This window comes from Methylobacterium sp. Leaf456, assembly GCF_001425465.1.
Lineage (GTDB): Bacteria > Pseudomonadota > Alphaproteobacteria > Rhizobiales > Beijerinckiaceae > Methylobacterium.
On the sequence record NZ_LMQV01000012.1, the window covers coordinates 409,544 to 427,711 of the forward strand.

Annotated in this window: 19 protein-coding genes; 15 read left to right on the plus strand and 4 right to left on the minus strand. The window is 70.7% G+C overall.

What is annotated here, in order from left to right; all coding sequences use genetic code 11:
- Positions 1–23: 23 nt before the first annotated feature.
- Complete coding sequence (locus tag ASG52_RS11885) at positions 24–278, minus strand: hypothetical protein (RefSeq protein ID WP_056243151.1); 255 nt, start codon at positions 276–278, stop codon at positions 24–26.
- Between the two features lie 87 nt (positions 279–365).
- On the opposite strand from ASG52_RS11885, the gene ASG52_RS11890 reads away from it, so the two are divergent.
- The 4 genes from ASG52_RS11890 to ASG52_RS11905 all read left to right on the plus strand — a co-directional run bounded on the left by ASG52_RS11890 (position 366) and on the right by ASG52_RS11905 (position 4,997).
- Entirely contained in the window at positions 366–1,037 is a 672-nt protein-coding gene (locus tag ASG52_RS11890) for a polyamine aminopropyltransferase (RefSeq protein WP_056243153.1), read from the plus strand.
- Between the two features lie 157 nt (positions 1,038–1,194).
- Positions 1,195–2,712, plus strand: coding sequence for a DUF4153 domain-containing protein (locus ASG52_RS11895; protein ID WP_056243155.1), 1,518 nt, complete (start codon positions 1,195–1,197; stop codon positions 2,710–2,712).
- Between the two features lie 9 nt (positions 2,713–2,721).
- Positions 2,722–3,420: a response regulator transcription factor gene (locus ASG52_RS11900; protein WP_056243157.1), complete on the plus strand. Its 699-nt coding sequence runs from the start codon at positions 2,722–2,724 to the stop codon at positions 3,418–3,420.
- A complete protein-coding gene (locus ASG52_RS11905; RefSeq protein WP_056243159.1) occupies positions 3,417–4,997 on the plus strand; it encodes a sensor histidine kinase in 1,581 nt (526 codons plus the stop codon). Before ASG52_RS11900 ends, ASG52_RS11905 begins: the two co-directional genes overlap by 4 nt.
- 2 nt (positions 4,998–4,999) lie before the next feature.
- Here ASG52_RS11905 and grpE read toward each other — a convergent pair whose 3' ends face one another.
- Both grpE and ASG52_RS11915 read right to left on the minus strand, forming a co-directional pair.
- The gene (grpE, locus tag ASG52_RS11910; protein ID WP_056243161.1) at positions 5,000–5,611 is read right to left on the minus strand and encodes a nucleotide exchange factor GrpE; all 612 of its coding nucleotides are present in this window, start codon (positions 5,609–5,611) and stop codon (positions 5,000–5,002) included.
- 274 nt (positions 5,612–5,885) lie between these two features.
- On the minus strand, positions 5,886–8,672 hold the full coding sequence (locus ASG52_RS11915; RefSeq protein WP_056243164.1) for a [protein-PII] uridylyltransferase: 2,787 nt from the start codon (positions 8,670–8,672) through the stop codon (positions 5,886–5,888).
- Positions 8,673–8,836: 164 nt separating this feature from the next.
- Here ASG52_RS11915 and ASG52_RS11920 point away from each other — a divergent pair, with 164 nt between their 5' ends.
- From ASG52_RS11920 to ASG52_RS11950, 9 genes are all read left to right on the plus strand, one after another.
- Positions 8,837–9,811: an aliphatic sulfonate ABC transporter substrate-binding protein gene (locus tag ASG52_RS11920; protein WP_056243166.1), complete on the plus strand. Its 975-nt coding sequence runs from the start codon at positions 8,837–8,839 to the stop codon at positions 9,809–9,811.
- Between the two features lie 4 nt (positions 9,812–9,815).
- On the plus strand, positions 9,816–10,448 hold the full coding sequence (locus ASG52_RS11925) for a LysE family translocator (protein ID WP_056243168.1): 633 nt from the start codon (positions 9,816–9,818) through the stop codon (positions 10,446–10,448).
- Positions 10,449–10,514: 66 nt separating this feature from the next.
- Positions 10,515–11,360, plus strand: a complete 846-nt coding sequence (locus ASG52_RS11930; protein ID WP_056243170.1) for an ABC transporter permease — start codon at positions 10,515–10,517, stop codon at positions 11,358–11,360.
- A gap of 68 nt (positions 11,361–11,428) precedes the next feature.
- Entirely contained in the window at positions 11,429–12,955 is a 1,527-nt protein-coding gene (locus ASG52_RS11935; RefSeq protein ID WP_056243172.1) for a phytoene desaturase, read from the plus strand.
- Positions 12,936–14,003, plus strand: a complete 1,068-nt coding sequence (locus ASG52_RS11940) for a phytoene/squalene synthase family protein (RefSeq protein WP_056243174.1) — start codon at positions 12,936–12,938, stop codon at positions 14,001–14,003. The genes ASG52_RS11935 and ASG52_RS11940 overlap by 20 nt, the downstream gene beginning before the upstream one ends.
- Positions 14,000–14,140 (plus strand): hypothetical protein, encoded by a 141-nt coding sequence (locus ASG52_RS27110; protein ID WP_156383896.1) that lies wholly within the window; start codon positions 14,000–14,002, stop codon positions 14,138–14,140. The genes ASG52_RS11940 and ASG52_RS27110 overlap by 4 nt, the downstream gene beginning before the upstream one ends.
- The gene (locus tag ASG52_RS28300) at positions 14,137–14,259 is read left to right on the plus strand and encodes a hypothetical protein (protein ID WP_286159018.1); all 123 of its coding nucleotides are present in this window, start codon (positions 14,137–14,139) and stop codon (positions 14,257–14,259) included. Before ASG52_RS27110 ends, ASG52_RS28300 begins: the two co-directional genes overlap by 4 nt.
- A 226-nt stretch (positions 14,260–14,485) precedes the next feature.
- Positions 14,486–15,013 (plus strand): flavin reductase, encoded by a 528-nt coding sequence (locus ASG52_RS11945; protein WP_056243243.1) that lies wholly within the window; start codon positions 14,486–14,488, stop codon positions 15,011–15,013.
- 188 nt (positions 15,014–15,201) lie between these two features.
- A complete protein-coding gene (locus ASG52_RS11950; RefSeq protein ID WP_056243176.1) occupies positions 15,202–15,867 on the plus strand; it encodes a hypothetical protein in 666 nt (221 codons plus the stop codon).
- A 72-nt stretch (positions 15,868–15,939) separates the two neighbouring features.
- Here the strand turns inward: ASG52_RS11950 and ASG52_RS11955 are convergent, their stop codons facing one another.
- Complete coding sequence (locus ASG52_RS11955) at positions 15,940–16,173, minus strand: GcrA family cell cycle regulator (protein ID WP_056243178.1); 234 nt, start codon at positions 16,171–16,173, stop codon at positions 15,940–15,942.
- A gap of 363 nt (positions 16,174–16,536) precedes the next feature.
- Between ASG52_RS11955 and ASG52_RS11960 the strand changes: the two genes are divergently transcribed.
- Positions 16,537–17,550, plus strand: coding sequence for an NAD-dependent epimerase/dehydratase family protein (locus ASG52_RS11960; protein ID WP_056243180.1), 1,014 nt, complete (start codon positions 16,537–16,539; stop codon positions 17,548–17,550).
- Positions 17,551–17,715: 165 nt separating this feature from the next.
- Positions 17,716–18,168, plus strand: a 453-nt coding sequence (locus ASG52_RS11965) for a 3-hydroxyacyl-CoA dehydrogenase NAD-binding domain-containing protein (protein WP_162249995.1), incomplete at its 3' end; no start/stop codon positions are given.

Consider the following 18,168-nt stretch of genomic DNA (forward strand, 5'->3'; position numbering starts at 1 on the left):
GATCGACCAAAACCCCAAAAAAATCAGCCCACCGTCACCGGCTTCTGCGGCGCGGGCGAGCGGGTCAGGCTCTCGATCTCGCGGGGGGGGCGGCCGGCCTTCTGGGCGATCTCGGCCTCCTGCTCGGCGATGAGCTGGTGGGCCGGGAGGTCGCCGTCGAGGCCGCCCAGGATTTCCATCGGAACGCGCCGGTTGGAGGCACGGGAGCCGTCGGTGAAGACGACGTCGAAACTCACGGACCCGCGTTGCTGCGGCAGAGACTTGATGCGCTTGGCCATGCGCGCTGATAGACGCCGAGCCTTGAGCAGGGCAATTGCGGCCGACGCGGCCGGGGTTGCGTCCAGCGCACAGTTCGAAGGGTCCCCATGAACGGCTGGCTCCACCTCGGCACCGGGCCCGTGCCCGGCGGCGGCAAGAGCCTCGACCTGATGCAGCGGGGACGCGAGTTCTCGATCGTGGTCGAGAACAAGGAGCTGATGAACTCCACGCGCGGCCATTCGGAGGAGGCTCTGGCCTCGCTCGCCTGCGCGCATCTCGTGGAGCGCCCCGACGCCAGAGTGCTCATCGGCGGCCTCGGCATGGGCTTTACCTTGCGCGCGGCGTTGCGGGCGCTGGGGCCTCAAGCAAAAGTCGTCGTGGCCGAACTGGTGCCCGCGGTCGCGGCCTGGGCCCGCGGGCCGCTCGCCGAGGTGTTTCGCGGCTGTCTCGACGACCCGCGCGTCGCGCTACGGGAAATCGACGTGAACCGGCTGGTGCAGGCCGGTGCGGAGGCCTGGGACGCGATCCTGCTCGACGTCGACAACGGCCCCGAGGGGCTGATGCGGCGCGCCAACGACCGGCTCTACGACGAGTGGGGCCTCAAGCGGGCCCAATGGGCGCTGAAGCCCGGCGGCGTGCTCGGCGTCTGGTCCGGCACGCCGGACCGCAAGTTCAAGGCCCGCCTCCAGCGGATGGGTTTTTCCGTGGAAGAGACCCGCATCCCGGCCAGCGGCACCAGCGGCCCGCGCCATGTCGTCTGGATCGCGACGCGGGGCTGAGGCCCCCTGCACAAAACCTGCACGAAATGCCTGAACCTCTGCGCACGGCCTCCGAAACGGCTGCCGGGCGCCGGGGCAATCTCATGAGACGGACGCCGTGCCTCCTCGACGGATGCACGGACGGCACCGCCCAAGATTGCCCGGACGAGGTTGCCCGATGCTCGCTTCACCCGCCCTCTCACCCGCGCTGCCGTCGCTGCGGCCGGCGCGGTGGCTCCTCCTGCCCGCCCTGGTCGTGCTCGGCGACCGGCTGTTCTACGGCCACGCGGTCGGGGTCTCGCTCGCCCTGTTCCTGGCCGCGCTCGCCGTCACGGTGCCGCTCGCCAACCCGGTCCGGCGGGATGCCCGCAGCCTCAGCGTCGCGCTGATCCTACTCGTGCTGGGGCTGCTGCCGCTCGTCGAGGATGCCGGAGTTCTCGCCGTCCTGTTCGGGATCGGCGGGCTCATCGCCTTCGCCGTCATCGTCACCGGCGGGCTCGCACCGGGCTGGGCGGCGACGCTCGCGGCCATGCGGCGGATGCTGGTCGCCGGCCCGTTCCAGATCGGCTTCGATGCCGCCGCAGGGCTGCACCGTCCGGTCGCCATGGTGCGGGGCTGGCGGGTGGAATCGGTCGTGGGCTGGGTCCTGCCGGTGTTGCTCACTGGGCTATTCGGCGCCCTGTTCGCCTCGGCCAACCCGCTGATCGACGCGTGGCTCAACGATCTCCCGCGCCTGTCCCTGGAGCCGAAGATCGCGCCCGGGCGGCTCTTCGCCTGGGGCCTTCTGGCCGCGCTCGCTTGGCCGTTCGTGGCCTTCCGGCTGCGCCACCGCGCCCCCAAGGCGCCCACCACCGCGACGCCCGCCACCGCGACGCCGGCCCCGATTGCCATGCTCGACCCTACGGTGATCGGGCGCTGCCTCGTGCTGTTCAACCTGCTGTTCGCGGTCCAGAGCGGGCTCGATCTCCTCTATCTCTGGGGCGGCCTCGCCCTGCCGGACGGGCTGACCTACGCGGCCTACGCCCATCGCGGCGCCTATCCGCTGATCGCGACCGCCCTGCTCGCCGCCGCCTTCGTCCTGATCGCGATGGGGCCGGGCGGGGCCGGGGAGCGCTCGACCCTGATCCGCCGGCTCGTCTGTCTCTGGATCGGCCAGAACGTCCTGCTCGTGGTCTCGGCGATCCTGCGGCTCGACCTCTACGTCGCGGTCTACTCGCTGACGCTGGTGCGCGCCGCCGCCTTCGTCTGGATGGGGCTCGTCGCCATCGGCCTGCTGCTCATCGTCGCCCGCATCGCCCTGCGGCGCTCGAACCGCTGGCTCGTCGCGATGAACGGGATCGTGCTCCTCGTCGTCCTCTACGGCTGCGCGCTCGCCAACTTCTCCGCGATCGTCAGCACCTACAACGTCGAGCACAGCCGCGAACTCTGCGGCGCGGGCGAGGCGTTCGATCTCGGCTACGCCATGGACCTCGGGTCGGAGGCGATCCCGGCCGTGGACCGCTTCTTCCCTTACGCCTTCGGGTACGACCTGAACGTCGCCGCGAAGTGGCGCGCCAACCATGTCGAGCAGGCCAAGAAGCCAGCCGACTGGCGCGGCTGGAGCTTCCGCCGGTACCGTCTGGAGCGCTACCTGGAGCGCCGCCCGTTCGCGCCGCTGACGCTGCACCCGATGTTCAAGAATCCGGACATCCGGTAGGTCCCTCACATGTCCGGTCCGATCCTCATCGTCGATGACGACCCGCATATCCGCGACGTGATCGGCTTCGCGCTGACCAAGGCGGGCTACGCCACGGCCATCGCCCGCGACGGGCTGGAGGCGCTGGCCCGGATCGCAGCGCAGCCGCCGCGGCTCATCGTCCTCGATGTCGGCATGCCGGGCATGGACGGGCTGGAGCTGTGCCGACAGGTCCGCCGGACCTCCGAGGTACCGATCCTGTTCCTCTCGGCCCGCGACGAGGAGATCGACCGGGTGCTCGGACTGGAAATCGGCGGCGACGACTACGTCACCAAGCCGTTCAGCCCGCGCGAACTGGTGGCGCGGGTCGGCATCATCCTGCGCCGCGGCGCCCCGCGCCGCGAGGCCGCGCCCGATCCGGTGCTGGCCCATGGTGGCCTCACCCTCGATCCGCGGCGGCACGAGGCCCGCTTCGGCGGGGCGGCGATGACGCTCACCGCCATCGAGTTCGCAATCCTGGCCGCGCTCGCGGCGCGGCCCGGCCTCGTGCTGAGCCGCGACCAGTTGATGGATGCGGCCTATTCCGGCCGCGTCCACGTCTCGGACCGGACCATCGACAGCCACATCCGCAACATCCGCGCGAAGCTCGCCGCGGCCGGCTGCGGCGATGGCGTTGCGACGGTCCACGGCATCGGCTTCCGGCTCGGCGCCTGCGAGACGCGGCCGTGAGGACCGACAAGTGGCGCCCGAGCCTCGGCCTCGTGGTGCTCGGCGTGCTGGGCATCGTCGCGACGCTGCCGCTGTTCGGCCTGTTCCTGATACGGGTCTACGAGAACGGGCCGATCCGCGAGGCCGAGGCCGAGCTGATCGCGCAGAGCGCCGTGCTCGCCGCGGTGACGGCCCGCGCGATCGAGGCGCTGCCCGAGCCCGACCGCTTCCTCGGTGCCGCCGCGCCGCGCCCACCGGAGAACGCGCGCTACCAGCCGATCCAGCCGAGCATCGACCTCGCGACCGCCGACATCCTCGGCCGCCGCCCGGATGCGACCGACCCGGCGACCCCGGCCGATCCCGCCCTCCTGTCCGTCGGTGCCGGCCTGCTGCCGGTGCTGGAACGGACGCAAGGCGTCACGCTGGCGGGCTTCCGCATCCTCGACCGGGACGGCACCGTGATCGCCGGCCGTAACGAGGTCGGGCGCTCGCTGGCCGATCTGCCGGAGGTCGCCGCGGCGTTGAAGGGTGCGTTCCGCGCGCAGCTGCGGCAGCGCGTCTCCGACGAGCCGGCGCCCGCGCTCACCTCGATCAGCCGTGGCACCCGCGTGCGCCTGTTCACCGCGATGCCGATCCGCGTCGGCGAGCGGGTTGCGGGCGTGGTCTACGCGTCGCGCACACCGAGCACCATCATACGCCATCTCTACGGCGAGCGGGTGAAGCTAGGGCTCGCCGCCGCCGCAGTGCTGGCGGCGGTGCTCGCCATCGCAGGGCTGTTCTCGCGGGCGATCACCCGGCCGATCCACGCGCTCGTCGCCCGCAGCCACGCCATCGCCCGCGGCAACCGCGCCGTCCTGGCCGAACCCGGCCCGCTCGGCACCCGCGAGATCGCCTTGCTGTCGCGCGGGCTCGACCGGATGGAGCACGAGCTGCACGAGCGCTCCGACTACATCGCCACCTTCGCGGCCCACGTCTCGCACGAGTTGAAGACGCCGCTCACGGCGATTCAGGGCGCGGCCGAGCTGATGCGCGACGCGCAAGGAAGCTCCGCCGACGCCATGAGCGCGGACGAGCAGACCCGCTTCCTCGACAACATCCTAGCCGATACCGGCCGCCTCACGGCGCTGCTCGGGCGCCTGCGCGAACTCGCCCGCGCCGACAACCCCGACATCCGCGGCACGACCCGCCTCGATGCGGTGTGGGCGGGGCTCCGGCACGCCCATCCGGGGCTGATCGTGGAGGCGGACGGGACGGATCACACCGTGGCGATCTCGGCGGAGAATGCCGGCATCGTCTTCGCGCATCTGGCCGACAACGCGGCGCGCCACGGCGCCTCCAGCTTGCGGATCACGGCGCGGGCGGCGGGCGAGGCCGTGACGGTCCATGTGGAGGACGACGGCGAGGGCATCCCGGAGCGAAACCGGGCCAGCGTGTTCGAGACGTTCTTCACCACCCGCCGCGAGGCCGGCGGCACCGGCATGGGACTCGGCATCGTTCGGGCGATGCTGCGGGCGCACGGCGGCACCATCGCGCTGCTGCCCGCGGGCGAAAGGGGCGCGGCGTTCGCGGTCACGCTGCCGACGACGCGCCCCGTCTGAGATCAGGCCGCGTCGGCGGGCTTGTCCTTGGCGACTTCCGGCTTCGGGCCGCCCTTGGACACGCCGACCAGAGCGGGGCGCAGGGTGCGGTCGCCGATGACGTAGCCGGTCTGCACCACCTGGACGACGGTGCCGTTGGGGACTTCGGTGTTGGGCACCTCGAACATCGCCTGATGGCGGTTCGGGTCGAAGCGCTGGCCATGCGGCTCCACCACCTTCACGCCGTGGCGCTCCAGGGTCTTGGCGAGATCCCGCTCGGTCAGCTCGATGCCCTCGATCAGGCCCTTGAACGCGCCCTCGGCGGAGGTGCGGGCCTCGGCCGGCACGCTCTCGAGCGCGCGGCGGATGTTGTCGGCGGCGTTGAGCATGTCGCGGGCGAAGTTCGTCACCGCGTAGGTGCGAGCGTCGGCCACGTCGCGCTCGGTGCGGCGGCGCAGGTTCTCCATCTCGGCCAGCGTGCGCAGCAGCCGGTCCTTGAACTCGTCACGCTCGGAAATGGCGCCAGCGAGCGCCTCGGCATCGGCTCCCGCGCTCTGGACCGTGGCCTGCGCGGCCTCCGGGTTCGCCTCGGCGCCGTTCGTCTGGTTCTGGTGTTCCGTATCGTCAGCCATCATCGTGCGATCGGTTGCGCTCTCGTGTCGGGATGGGCGCTGATATCATTCGGCCAAAAGCCGAAATCAAGCTTTGGTGGAGCTTTGGGGACTCGGTCGCGGCCGTTCACAACCCACCCCGTCATTCCGGGGCGCCGCAGCGGAACCCGGAATCCACCCGCGATGTGCGGCCAACCGCACTGTCGCGGCCAGTCGTGGATTCCGGGTTCGCCTGCGGCGCCCCGGAATGACGGCGGTGAGTTGGTTCCCTCAAGCCGACTTCATCACCCACCAAAACCTACTGCTCCCGCGGCGGCGGCGAATCCACGAGCGCGTCCAGCCCCTCGGCCCTCAACGCCGCCACGTCACTCGCGAACACCTCCATCACCGCGGCGCGGATGGTGGCCAGCCGGTCGGGCTGCATCACCCGCGTGCCCGTGAGGTCGGTCACGTAGAACACGTCCACCGCCCGCTCGCCGAAGGTCGCGACATGGGCCGAGGTGATGTTGAGGCTGAGACGGTTCAGCGCCGTCGTCAGCTCGTAGAGCAGGCCCGGCCGGTCGAGGCCGGTGATCTCCACCACGGTCTCGCGGCTGGAGAGCGCGTTGTCGATCGACACGTCGGGCGGCACGAGGAAGGTTTTTGGCGGCTCCTTCGGATGCTTGTCGGCGACGAGTTCCGCGATCTTAATCTCGCCCTTCAGGGCGCGCTCGATCGCGGTGGCGATGCGCTTGGCGCGGCGCAGCTCGTCCTCGTCCCGCTCGAAGGCGCGGGAGATGAAGATCGAATCGAGGGCGAAGCCGTCGGACGTCGTGAAGATCTGCGCATCGACGATGTTGCCGCCAGCCGTGGCGCAGGCGCCGGTGATGATGGCCAAGAGCCGCGGATGGTCGGGCGAGTAGACCGTCAGCTCGGTCACGCCGCGCACCGGGTCGGTCTCGTAGGTGGTGGCGCTGGTGCGGCCCTCCTCGACGGTGGTGCGCAGGAAGCGGGCGTTCTTGTACTGGCGGGTGCCGTCGACCTTGAGCCAATAGGCCTGCCCGTGGCGGCTTGCGTAGGCGTCGAAGGTCTCGGCGTCCCAGTCGCCGAGCTGTTCGCGCAAGCCCATCTGGATGAGGCGCGTCCGGTCGGTGCGGGCGATCTCGGAATGGCCGCCGGAGAGCACGACTTCGGTCTCGTCGTAGAGGGTGCGCAGCAGCGTGCCCTTCCACGCGGTCCAGACGCCGGGGCCGACCGCCTTGATGTCGGCAACCGTCAGGATCGCGAGGAGCTTCAGCCGCTCCAGGCTCTGGACGACGCTCGCGAACTTCTCGATGGTCTTGCGGTCCGACAGGTCGCGGCTCTGGGCCGTCATCGACATCAGCAGGTGGTGCTCGACGAGCCAAGCCACCGTCTCGGTCTCGGCTTGGCTGAGGCCGAAGCGCGGGCCGAGCTTTCGCGCGATGGCAGCGCCCGCGATCGAGTGGTCCTCCGGCCGTCCCTTGGCGATGTCGTGGAGCAGGATCGCCACGTAGAGGGCGCGGCGGTTGTGGATCGCGTCGATCAGGCGCGAGGCCAGCGGATGCTCCTCCCTGACCCGGCCGGAATCGATCGCCGAGAGCACGCCGAGCGTGCGCAGCAGGTGCTCGTCCACCGTGTAGTGGTGGTACATGTTGAACTGCATCATCGCGACGATGCGGCCGAAATCCGGGATGAACCGGCCGAGGACGCCGGCCTCGTTCATCAGGCGCAGGATCGTCTCGGGGGCGTTCTTCGAGGTGAGGATGTCGAGGAACAGGCGGTTGGCTTCCGCGTCGTTGCGCACCCCGTGGGTGATGAGCTTGAGCGAGCGGTTGGCGAGCCGGGTCGCGTCGGGGTGGACCGGCAGGTTGTGCCGGTCGGCGAGCCAGAACATGCGGATCAGGTTGACCGGATCGCGTTCGAACGCGTCCTCGCCGCGCAGGTTCACCCGGCCGTTGTCGATCCAGAAATCCTCCGCCTCCATCGAGGTCGCGCGGAAGCGGTCGCGGAAGCGGCCGATCCAGCGGTCGAGCACCGGCGTGCGCTTGGCGTGGCGCGCCTCTAGCTCGGCGCAGACGATGGCGGTGAGGTCGCCGACATCCTTGGCGACGAGGAAGTAGGCCTTCATGAAGCGCTCGACGCCGGACAGGCCGCCGCGGGCACCGTAGCCGAGCCGTTCGGCGATCTTCGGCTGGAGACCGAACGACAGACGCTCCTCCGGGCGCCCGGTCACGAAATGCATGTGGCAGCGCACCCGCCACAGGAACTCGTCGCAGCGCTCGAACAACTTGTACTCGTCGGCCGTGAACAGGCCGGCATGGACCAGCTCGATCTGGTCGCGGACCCGGTAGGCGTATTTCGCGATCCAGAACAGGGTGTTGAGGTCGCGCAGGCCCCCCTTGCCGTCCTTGACGTTGGGCTCGACGAGGTAGCGCGAAGCGCCGGCCTTGCTCACCCGGCCGTCGCGCTCGCGCAGCTTGGCATCGACGAATTCCGGTGCCGTGCCGATGACGAGTTCGGTGTCGAAGCGCGTCACCAGCTCCTCGAACAGCGCGCGGGAGCCGAACAGGAACCGCGATTCGAGGAGCGCCGTGCGGATCGTCATGTCGGCGCGGCCCTCGCGAAGGCATTCCTCCACCGAGCGGGTGGCGTGGCCGACCTTCAATTTGAGGTCCCACAGCACGTAGAGCATCGCTTCGACGACGCTCTCCGACCACGCGGTCTGCTTGTAGGGCAGGAGGAACAGCAGATCGATGTCCGAGCCCGGCGCCATCGTGCCCCGGCCGTAGCCGCCGGTGGCGATCACCGAGAGCTGCTCGCCGGTGGAGGGGTTGTCGTTCGGGTAGAGCCGCCAGACCACCGCCTCGTAGATCGCGCGGACCACCGCATCGGTCAGCCGGCTGATGCGCTTGGCGCAGGCGAGCCCGTCGCGCTCCTTCAGGAGCAGGCGCTCGGCGTCCTTGTGGCCGGCCTCCAGCACCCTCTTGAGTTCGGGCACGAGCAGGCTGCGCAGCTTGGTCGGCTCGCGCGCGTCGCGGTCGAGGCCGTCGACGACCTTTTCCAGAGCGGTCACAGGATCGAACATGGCCGTTCCGTTAGCATGTTACGGGGCATTCGGCAGCGGCGGGTTGTGCGCAACCGCCTCGTTCTGTTTTGCGAATTTTCGTTTGACGAAACGAACGCGGCTGTTTTAGCCCTAGCGCTGAGGCGCCGGCACGAAACGCGCCAAACCGTCAGGGAGAGAGCCGTATGCTGCACCGCCGCACCCTTCTGTCCGCACTCGCGGGCGTTCTCGGTCTGACGCTGGCGGCGCCCGCGGCGCGGGCGGCGGACCCGGCGGAGATCCGGCTCGACTGGGCGACCTACAATCCGGTCAGCCTCGTCCTGAAGGAGAAGGGCTTTCTCGAAGAGGCGCTGAAGCCCCGCGGCATCAAGGTCCGCTGGACCCAGTCGCTCGGCTCCAACAAGGCGCTGGAATTCCTCAACGGCGGCGCCATCGATTTCGGCTCCTCGGCGGGCGCGGCGGCGCTTCTGGCGCGCATCAACGGCAACCCGATCAAGGTGGTCTACGCCTTCTCGCGCCCCGAATGGACCGCGCTCGTCACCCGCAAGGACACGGGGATCGCCAAGCCCGCCGACCTCAAGGGCAAGCGCGTGGCGGTGACCCGCGGCACCGATCCGCACATCTTCCTGATCCGCGCGCTCCAGGGCGCCGGCCTGACCGAGAAGGACGCCAAGCTCGTCCTGCTCCAGCACGCCGACGGCCGCACGGCGCTGGAGCGCGGCGACGTGGACGCCTGGGCCGGCCTCGACCCGATGATGGCGGCGTCCGAGGTCGAGGGCGGGGCCGTGCTGTTCCATCGCGATGCCGCCGCCAACACCTGGGGCGTGCTCGACGTGCGCGAGGATTTTTTGAAATCTCACCCTGATCTCGTGAAGACGGTCATCGCGGCTTACGAGCAGGCCCGCACCTTCGCCATCGCCAACCCGGACGCGCTCAAGAACGCGCTGGTCAACGCGACCAAGCTGCCCGACGCCGTCATCGCCAAGCAGATCGAGCGCACCGATCTCAGCCAGCCCTCCGTCGGCCCGGCCCAGGCCGAGAGCATCAAGGCGGCGGGCGTCGCCCTGCAGCAGGCCGGCGTGATCCCGGCCGGCACCGACGTCGCGGCGGCGGTGGACGGGCTGATCGACCCGCAGTTCAACCCCGCGCCGGGGCGCTGAGCCGATGCCCGACGTCACCCCTCTCGCCGCCTTCGCCCTGATCGCGCTCGGGATGGTGCTGACGCCGGGCCCGAACATGGTCTATCTCGTCTCGCGCACTCTGGTGCAGGGCAGGGCGGCCGGGCTGGTCTCGCTGCTCGGCGTGGCGGCGGGCTTCCTCGTCTACCTGCTCTGCGCGGCTTTGGGCCTCACCGCGCTCCTCGTGGCGGTGCCCTTCGCCTACGACGCGCTGCGGCTCGCGGGCGCGGCCTACCTGCTCTTTCTCGCGTGGCAGGCCGTGCGGCCGGGCGGGGCCTCGCCCTTCGCCCCGCGCCGGCTCGAGCCCGACGGGCCGGGCCGGCTGTTCGCGATGGGTCTTCTGACCAACCTGCTCAATCCGAAGATCGCGGTGATGTACCTGTCGCTGCTACCGCAATTCGTCGAACCGGAGCGGGGCGGGGTGCTGGCCCAGTCCCTGGCGCTGGGCTTCGTGCAGATCGCCGTCAGTCTTGCGGTGAATGCCGGCATCGTGCTGGCGGCGGGTTCGGTCGCCGCCTTCCTCACCGGGCGCCCGCTCTGGCTCCTGGCGCAGCGCTGGCTGATGGGGACGGTGCTCGCCGGGCTGGCGCTCCGGATGGCGACCGACGCTCGGCGCTGATCGGTTTCGCCGCTCAGCTCGGGTGTGATAGCCCGCCCCGATGCCCGTTCCTCCCGACAGACTCGCATGAGCGGCCCCGCCCTCCTCTCCGACACCGCCGCGCCGGTTACCCCGGCGGCTGCGCCCCGCCGCTCCGCTCTGCTGGGCGGGGGAGGGCGGGCCGTGCTCGGCCTGCTCCTGCCGCTCGTGCTGGCCGGCGCCTGGGAGATCGCGGTGGCAAGCGGGTTGTCCACCGGGCGTTTGCTGCCGCCGCCGAGTCGGATCGGGGCCGCGCTGTGGTCGCTCGCGGCGTCGGGCGAGCTGTGGATGCATGTCGAGGCGACGCTGATCCGCGTCGGGCTCGGCTTCGCCTTCGGGGCGGGGGCCGGCATCCTGATCGGCGCGCTGACCGCGACCCTGCCGCCCTTACGCTGGCTGGTCGATCCGAGCCTCCAGGCTTTGCGGGCGGTGCCCTCGCTCGCCTGGGTGCCGCTGTTCATCCTGTGGTTCGGCATCCTCGAGACGCCGAAGGTGGCGCTGATCGCGGTCGGCGTTTTCTTCCCGGTCTATGTCGGGGTCGCGGGTGCCATCGCCTCGGTCGATCGCAAGCTGGTCGAGGTCGGGCGCATCTTCCGTCTGTCGCGCCTCGCGCTCGCCCGGCGCATTCTGCTCCCCGCGGTGCTCCCCGCGACGCTGACGGCGCTCCGCACCGGGCTCGGGCTCGGCTTCCTGTTCGTGGTCGCCGCCGAGTTGATGGGCGCCTCGGAAGGCCTCGGCTACCTGCTGGTCGATGGTCAGCAATTCAGCAAGCCCGACCAGATCCTCGCGGCGATCATCAGCTTCGCCGTCGTCGGCAAGCTCGCCGACACGGCGCTCGTGGCGCTGACGAACCCGCTGGTGCGCTGGCAGGACACCGCACGCGACAGCCTGTGAGACGGTTCGCGTAGGGCGACCGCACACGCCTCTTGCGCCCTCCGCGCCGCGGTGGTTAGTGTCAACTCATGTTGACACTCGCCGTCAAGCCGATGGACGTGGGAGGCCCGGATCGCCGGCCGCACGCGGTCGTGATCGGCTCCGGCTTCGGCGGGCTGGCGGCGGCGGTGCGGCTCGGCGCGCGGGGCTACCGCGTCACCGTGCTGGAGCGGCTGGAGCAGCCCGGCGGGCGCGCCCGCGTCCACCGCCAGGACGGCTTCACCTTCGACGCCGGCCCCACCATCGTCACCGCGCCGTTCCTGTTCGAGGAGCTGTGGCGCCTGTGCGGGCGCGACATGGCGCAGGACGTGGCGCTCGTGCCGATGCGCCCGTTCTACCGCATCCGTTTCGACGATGGATCGAGCTTCGCCTACAGCGACGACCGCGCCGCGATGCGCGCCGAGGTCGCCCGGTTCTCGCCCGACGACGTCGAGGGCTACGAGCGCTTCATGGCCCATAGCCAGGCCGTCTGCCGCGTCGGCTTCGAGGAACTCGGCCACGTGCCGTTCGACCGATTCGGCAGCATGCTGCGCATCGCGCCCGACCTCCTGCGGCTGTCCGGCCATCGCAGCGTCTACGACGTGGTCGCCCGCTTCCTGCGCGACGAGCGCCTGCGCACGATCTTCAGCTTCCACCCGCTGCTGATCGGCGGCAATCCGTTCCGGGCGAGCGGCATCTACTGCCTGATCGCCCATCTCGAACGGCAATGGGGCGTCCACTTCGCCATGGGCGGCACCGGCAGCCTCGTCGATGGCCTCGCCGGACTGATCCGGGGGCAGGGCGGCACGCTCCGCTGCGGCGCCGACGTGGCGCAGATCCGCGTCGAGGGCGGGGCGGCGACCGGTGTGCAACTCGTCGGCGGCGAGACCATCCCGGCCGACATCGTCGTCTCGAACGCCGATTCGGCCACCACTTACCGAAAGCTCCTCGGTGGCACGACCCGCCGCTGGAGCAAGCGGAGGCTGGAGCGCGCTGCCTCCTCCATGGGGCTTTTCGTCTGGTATTTCGGCACGAACCGGAAGTTCGGGCAGGTCGATCACCACACGATCCTGATGGGCCCGCGCTACCGCGAGCTGCTCGTCGACATCTTCGACCGCAAACATCTGGCCGAGGATTTCAGCCTCTACCTCCACCGGCCGACCGCGACCGATCCGCTGCTGGCGCCCCCCGGCTGCGACGCCTTCTACGTGCTCTCGCCGGTGCCGAACCTCGCCGGCGGCCAGGATTGGACGGCGCTCGCCGAGCCGTACCGGCAGAAGATCGAACGATACCTCGAAGCAACGGTGATGCCGGGCCTGTCCGAGTCGCTCGTCACCTCGAAGGTGACGACGCCGCAGGATTTTTGCGACGACTTCCTGAGCTTCCGCGGCTCCGGCTTCGGCCTGGAGCCGGTGCTGACCCAATCCGCGTGGTTCCGGCCGCACAATCGGTCGGAGGACGTGGCCAACCTCTTCCTCGTGGGCGCCGGGACGCATCCCGGCGCCGGCCTGCCGGGCGTGCTGTCCTCCGCCCGCGTTCTCGATGCCGTGGTGCCGGATGCGCGTGTTTCCGTCTGATCCCTCGTTCGCCGTCTCGGAGGCCGACCACGCCGCCTGCCGGGCGGCGATCCGTGCCGGCTCCAAGAGCTTTTTCGCGGCCTCCATGCTGCTGCCGGCGAAAGTCCGGCGCCCGGCCTACGGGCTCTACGCCTTTTGCCGCCTCTCCGACGACGCCGTGGACGAGGCCGGCGGCGACCGCGCCGCCGCGCTCGCCCGGCTGGAGCGGCGCCTCGCGCTGGCACAGGCCGGCCGCCCCGAGAACCACCCGGCCGACCGGGCGCTCGCCGACGTGCTCGCCGCCCACGCCATCCCCGAGGCTTTGCCCCGCGCCCTGCTCGAAGGCCTCGCCTGGGATACGCAAGGCCGCCGCTACGCCACGCTCTCCGAGCTTTCGGCCTACGGCGCCCGCGTGGCCGGCGCGGTCGGGGCGATGATGAGCCTCGTCATGGGCGTGCGCGAGTCCGCCGCGCTCGCCCGCGCCTGCGATCTCGGCGTCGCCATGCAGTTCACCAACATCGCCCGCGACGTCGGCGAGGATGCCCGCGCCGGCCGCCTCTACCTGCCGCTCGACTGGCTCGACGAGGCCGGCATCGATCCCGCGGCCTTCCTGGCCGAACCGCAGGCGACGCCCGCGCTGCGCAACATCGTGGCCCGGCTGCTGGCCGCGGCCGAGTTGCTCTACGCCCGCTCCGAGCCCGGCATCGCCATGCTGCCGCTGGCCTGCCGCCCGGCGATCCGCGCCGCGCGCCTGATCTACGGCGAGATCGGCCGCGAGGTGGAGGCCAACGGCCTCGATTCGGTCAGCCGCCGCGCTCGGGTGCCCGGCGCCCGCAAGGCCGCGTTGCTCGCCCGCGCCGCCCTGCCGAGCGCCGCTGCGGCCGAGCCGCTGGCAGCCGCACTGCCCGAGACCGCCTATCTGGTCGAGGCGGTGCAGCGCCATCCCGCGCCGCTCGCCGCGCCCGGTCTGCCGCCGTGGTGGGACTTCTCGGGTCAGGCGGTGCGCGTCCTCGACCTGATCGAGGCGCTGGAAGAGCGCGACGCCTTCCGCCGCTCCGCACCCTCGTGAGCGACCACGGCTTCGCCGCCCTCGATATCGGCCTTGCCTTCGGGGTGATCTTAGGCATCGCCGTCTGGCAGCTCGTCCGGGTCAAGCGCTCGATCCGCCGCGACCGCGAGAAAGCGCAAAAGCCGCCCGGCCCATGATCGCCGCGCTCGCCCTCGAACTCCTGTTGATCGGCCTCGCCGTCTGGCAGCTCGTCGTGTTGCGCCGAAGCCCGCGCGCCGACCGCGAGCGGGAGAAGGACGACGCGGGCGAGCCGTAGAATTTCCGCCCTTTTGCGGCAGCAAGCGCCGGTTTTCGGGAAGAACCCGCCCCCGACCGCGGGCACGCTCGACGCGTCTTCGCGCCGCCCGGCCTTGCCTCGGAGGATCGTCGTGCCCACAGCATCGCTCAAGCGGGAATCCGTCTCCGCAATCCTTCCCTTCGTTCTCCCGGCCGAGAGGCGCGTGTCCATGCCCCCCGCCATGCCCCCCGCCATGCCCCCCGCCATGCCCCTTGCCGATCCCGCGGTCGATGCGCCGGCCTATCGCGAGGCGATGGCGCGGATCGCGAGTGCGGTGCATCTCGTCACCACCGACGGCCCCGGCGGCCGGGCCGGCTTCACGGCCACCGCCGTCTGCAGCGTCAGCGACAGCCCGCCGACCCTGCTGGTCTGCCTCAACCGCTCGGCCTCCGCCTACCCGGCCTTCCAGGCCAACGACGCCTTGTGCATCAACACGCTGTCGAGCGAGCTGCGCTCTGTCGCCGAAGCCTTCGGCGGCGCGCTGCCGCGCTCAGAGCGCTTCGGCGCCGCCCGCTGGGAAGAACTCGCGACCGGCGCGCCGACGTTACCCGGCGCGCTCGCCGTGTTCGATTGCCGCATCACGGAGCGCTCGACGGTCGGCACGCACGAGATCCTGCTCTGCGAGGTCGTGGCCCTGGCGCTGCGCCCCGAAGAGGCCGGGCCCGGCGCGAGCCTGCTCTACGCCGCGCGGCGCTACCGCACCCTGCCGATGGATGAGACCGCCTCCGATTGATCGCTTCGGCTTCGCCTCGCGATGACGGTGAGCAAGACGGATCGAACGAAGCCCGCCGGGTGTTGAAGTCCGCGCCTGCTTTTCCCGTGGACGGCCGCACCGTTCGGGGTTAATTTTTCGTTCGCTTCATCGCAGGACGCGAAGGGGGCCGGCGAGCCCCTTCCTTCCGCCAGCCCGAGGGCGTGTCCATGTCGAGCGGCCGCTTTTCGTTCTGCTTCGCCGTCGCCGCCTGCCTCGTCTCCGGGGCGGCCTGGGCCGAGGGGGAGGGCGAGGGGACGAGTTGGACCGATCCGCCGGCCCGCACCGCGCCGCAGGAGCCTGCCAAGCGGGCGGAGTCCACCCGGACGGAGCGGGCACCGGAACCGGCGACCCGCGAGCCGACGCAGGCCCGGCAGACCCCGCCTGCGCCGACGCCATCCGCACCGACACAGGCCGAGCAGCGCCAAGAGCAGATCCGGCGTGCCGTCGCCCGCTCGACGGCGGAGCGCGAGGCCGAGGCCCGCGGCATCCGCACGCCGCGCCGGAGCGTGGTCGAGCGTCCGGCGCCGCAGCGCTCGATCGAGCGCCCGCGCCGCATGAGCGAACGCCTACCGCCGTCATATCTGCGGGAGCGTCAGGCCGCCCGGCCCCGCAGCATCCGCCGCCCGGTCTACGGCTATGCCGATCCGATGCCGGCCTACGAGCGCTACGAAGCCGGTCCGCCGGCCTACGCGGTAGAGGATTACCGGGCCCGCCGTCTCGCCCAGGCGCGCTCGGCGGGCTACCTCGTCATGCGCTCACGCAGCTACGCCTACCCGGACGGCACCGTGGTACGGCGGCTCTCGCCGATCGGCGGCGACGATTTTTACGACTGAAACGCACGAAGAAGGGCGCCGCACTGGTGCAGTGCGGCGCCCTCTAAAACTCGGCGAGACGGTGCGGCGTCTTTAGCGGATGCGGCCGGGCCGGGTCGGCTCGAATACGATGCGGCGGTGATAGGCGCACCAGCTCTTGCCGTCGGCCACGGGCGCGCCGCAGCAGACCGCCTGATCGCTCGGCTCGCCGATGATGAACTTGCAGACGAAGGCGCCGGACTGCGCGAACGGCACCCGGAACTCGGCGGACGGCTCCGCGATCGGGTTGGCCTCACCGATCTGCGGCAGGCGGAAGAGCTGGTTCATCGGATCGACACTCGGTATTGTGAGACTCGCTGACGTCGGTGCGAGGGCGGGACGATGCCCGCGGGAGAGGAAGGTCACGGCCGATTCGGCTTCTCCGGTAAACCGACGCCCGCGGGCCATGAGGCCGGGGCCGCGCAGTCGCGGAGGAAAGACGAATCAGGCAGGCCGTTGATCGGTTTTAAGTAAGCCGCTTTGCGCCACAAGCAAGCCCCGCATCGGTCGCAGGCGCCTTGCGCACAGAGCAAACGTGTCGCTTCGGCCTAAAGCTCGGCCGATGCTTAAGACGGGTGGATCGGCGTTTCCTTGCGACCCTGGGACCGAGATGGTATCGGCCACGCCATCAGGTGAGGTCATCGGTACGGCATGCGCGTTCTCGTCACCGGCTCGGCGGGCTTCGTCGGCCACGCCCTCAGCCGCCGCCTGCTGAGCGAAGGCCACAGCGTCACCGGGTTCGATGGCTTCTCGGATTACTACGACGTCGCGCTGAAGCGGGCGCGCCACCGCGACCTCGCGAGCTTTCCGGGCTTCACGCCGGTCGAAGCGCTGCTGGAAACGCCCGGCGCGGTTCTCGACGCGTTTGCCGCGGCCAAGCCCGACCTCGTGTTCCACCTCGCCGCGCAGGCGGGCGTGCGCTACAGCCTGATCAATCCGAATTCCTACGTCGCGTCGAACCTCGTCGGCACCGCCAACCTGCTGGAGGCAGTGCGGGCGCATCCGGTGCGCCACCTGATGGTGGCCTCGACGAGTTCGGCCTATGGCGGCAACACGCAGATGCCGTTCCGCGAGACCGACCGCTCGGTCACCCCGCTGACGCTCTACGCCGCCTCGAAGATCGCCACCGAGGCGATGGCCCATTCCTACGCGCACCTGTTCTCGGTGCCGACCACGGCGTTCCGCTTCTTCACGGTCTACGGGCCCTGGGGGCGGCCCGACATGGCCCTGTTCGTGTTCACCCAGAAAATCCTCGCGGGCGAGCCGATCGAGGTGTTCGGCGACGGCGCGGCCGAGCGCGACTTCACCTATATCGGCGATCTGGTGGATGCGATCCTGCGGCTCTCCGACCGCCCACCGCCGCTGCCGTCGCAGGGCGGGCCGGTCTCTCCGGCCGACAGCCTGAGCGACGTCGCGCCCTACCGCCTCGTCAACATCGGCGGCGGCCAGCCGGTCCGGCTCGACGCCATGATCGGGGCGCTGGAGACGGCGCTCGGCCGCACGGCGCAGCGCATCCTCAAGCCGCTGCCGCCGGGCGACGTGGTCCGCACCCATGCCAGCACCGAGCTTCTCGAAGCGTTGATCGGGCAGGTGCCGGAGACGCCGCTGGAGACCGGCATCGCGGCCTTCGTGGCATGGTATCGCGAGCATTACCGCGAGGCCTGATCCGGGGGCCCGTATTGACACCGAGGCCAGGTTCGGAAATCCCGGCCCCCATCGCGCGGCCCGCCGACCTGCCGGAGCGGCCGCCTCATGACGTCACCGATCGCGCCTGCCGCGGCCGGGCCCCGGCTCGGTCGGGCCTGAGACACACGCCAGAGAGGGTTTTCGATGCGGATAGCGATGATTGGTTCGGGCTATGTCGGCCTTGTGTCGGGGGCGTGTTTCGCCGATTTCGGCCACGAGGTGATCTGCGTCGACGTCGACCCGAAGAAGATCGAGGCGCTGGAAGCCGGCCGTATGCCGATCTACGAGCCCGGCCTCGAAACGCTGGTGGCCGACAACGTCCGGGCCAAGCGCCTGTCCTTCACCACCGATCTCAAGCCCGCAGTCGCAGGCGCCGATGCCGTGTTCATCGCCGTCGGCACCCCGTCGCGCCGCGGCGACGGCTTCGCCGACCTCTCCTACGTCTACGCCGCCGCGAAAGAGATCGCGCAGGCGGTGACCGGCTACACCGTGGTCGTCACCAAATCGACCGTGCCGGTCGGCACCGGCGACGAGGTCGAGCGCATCATCCGCGAGGCCAACCCGAACGCGGAGGTGGGCGTCGCCTCGAACCCCGAG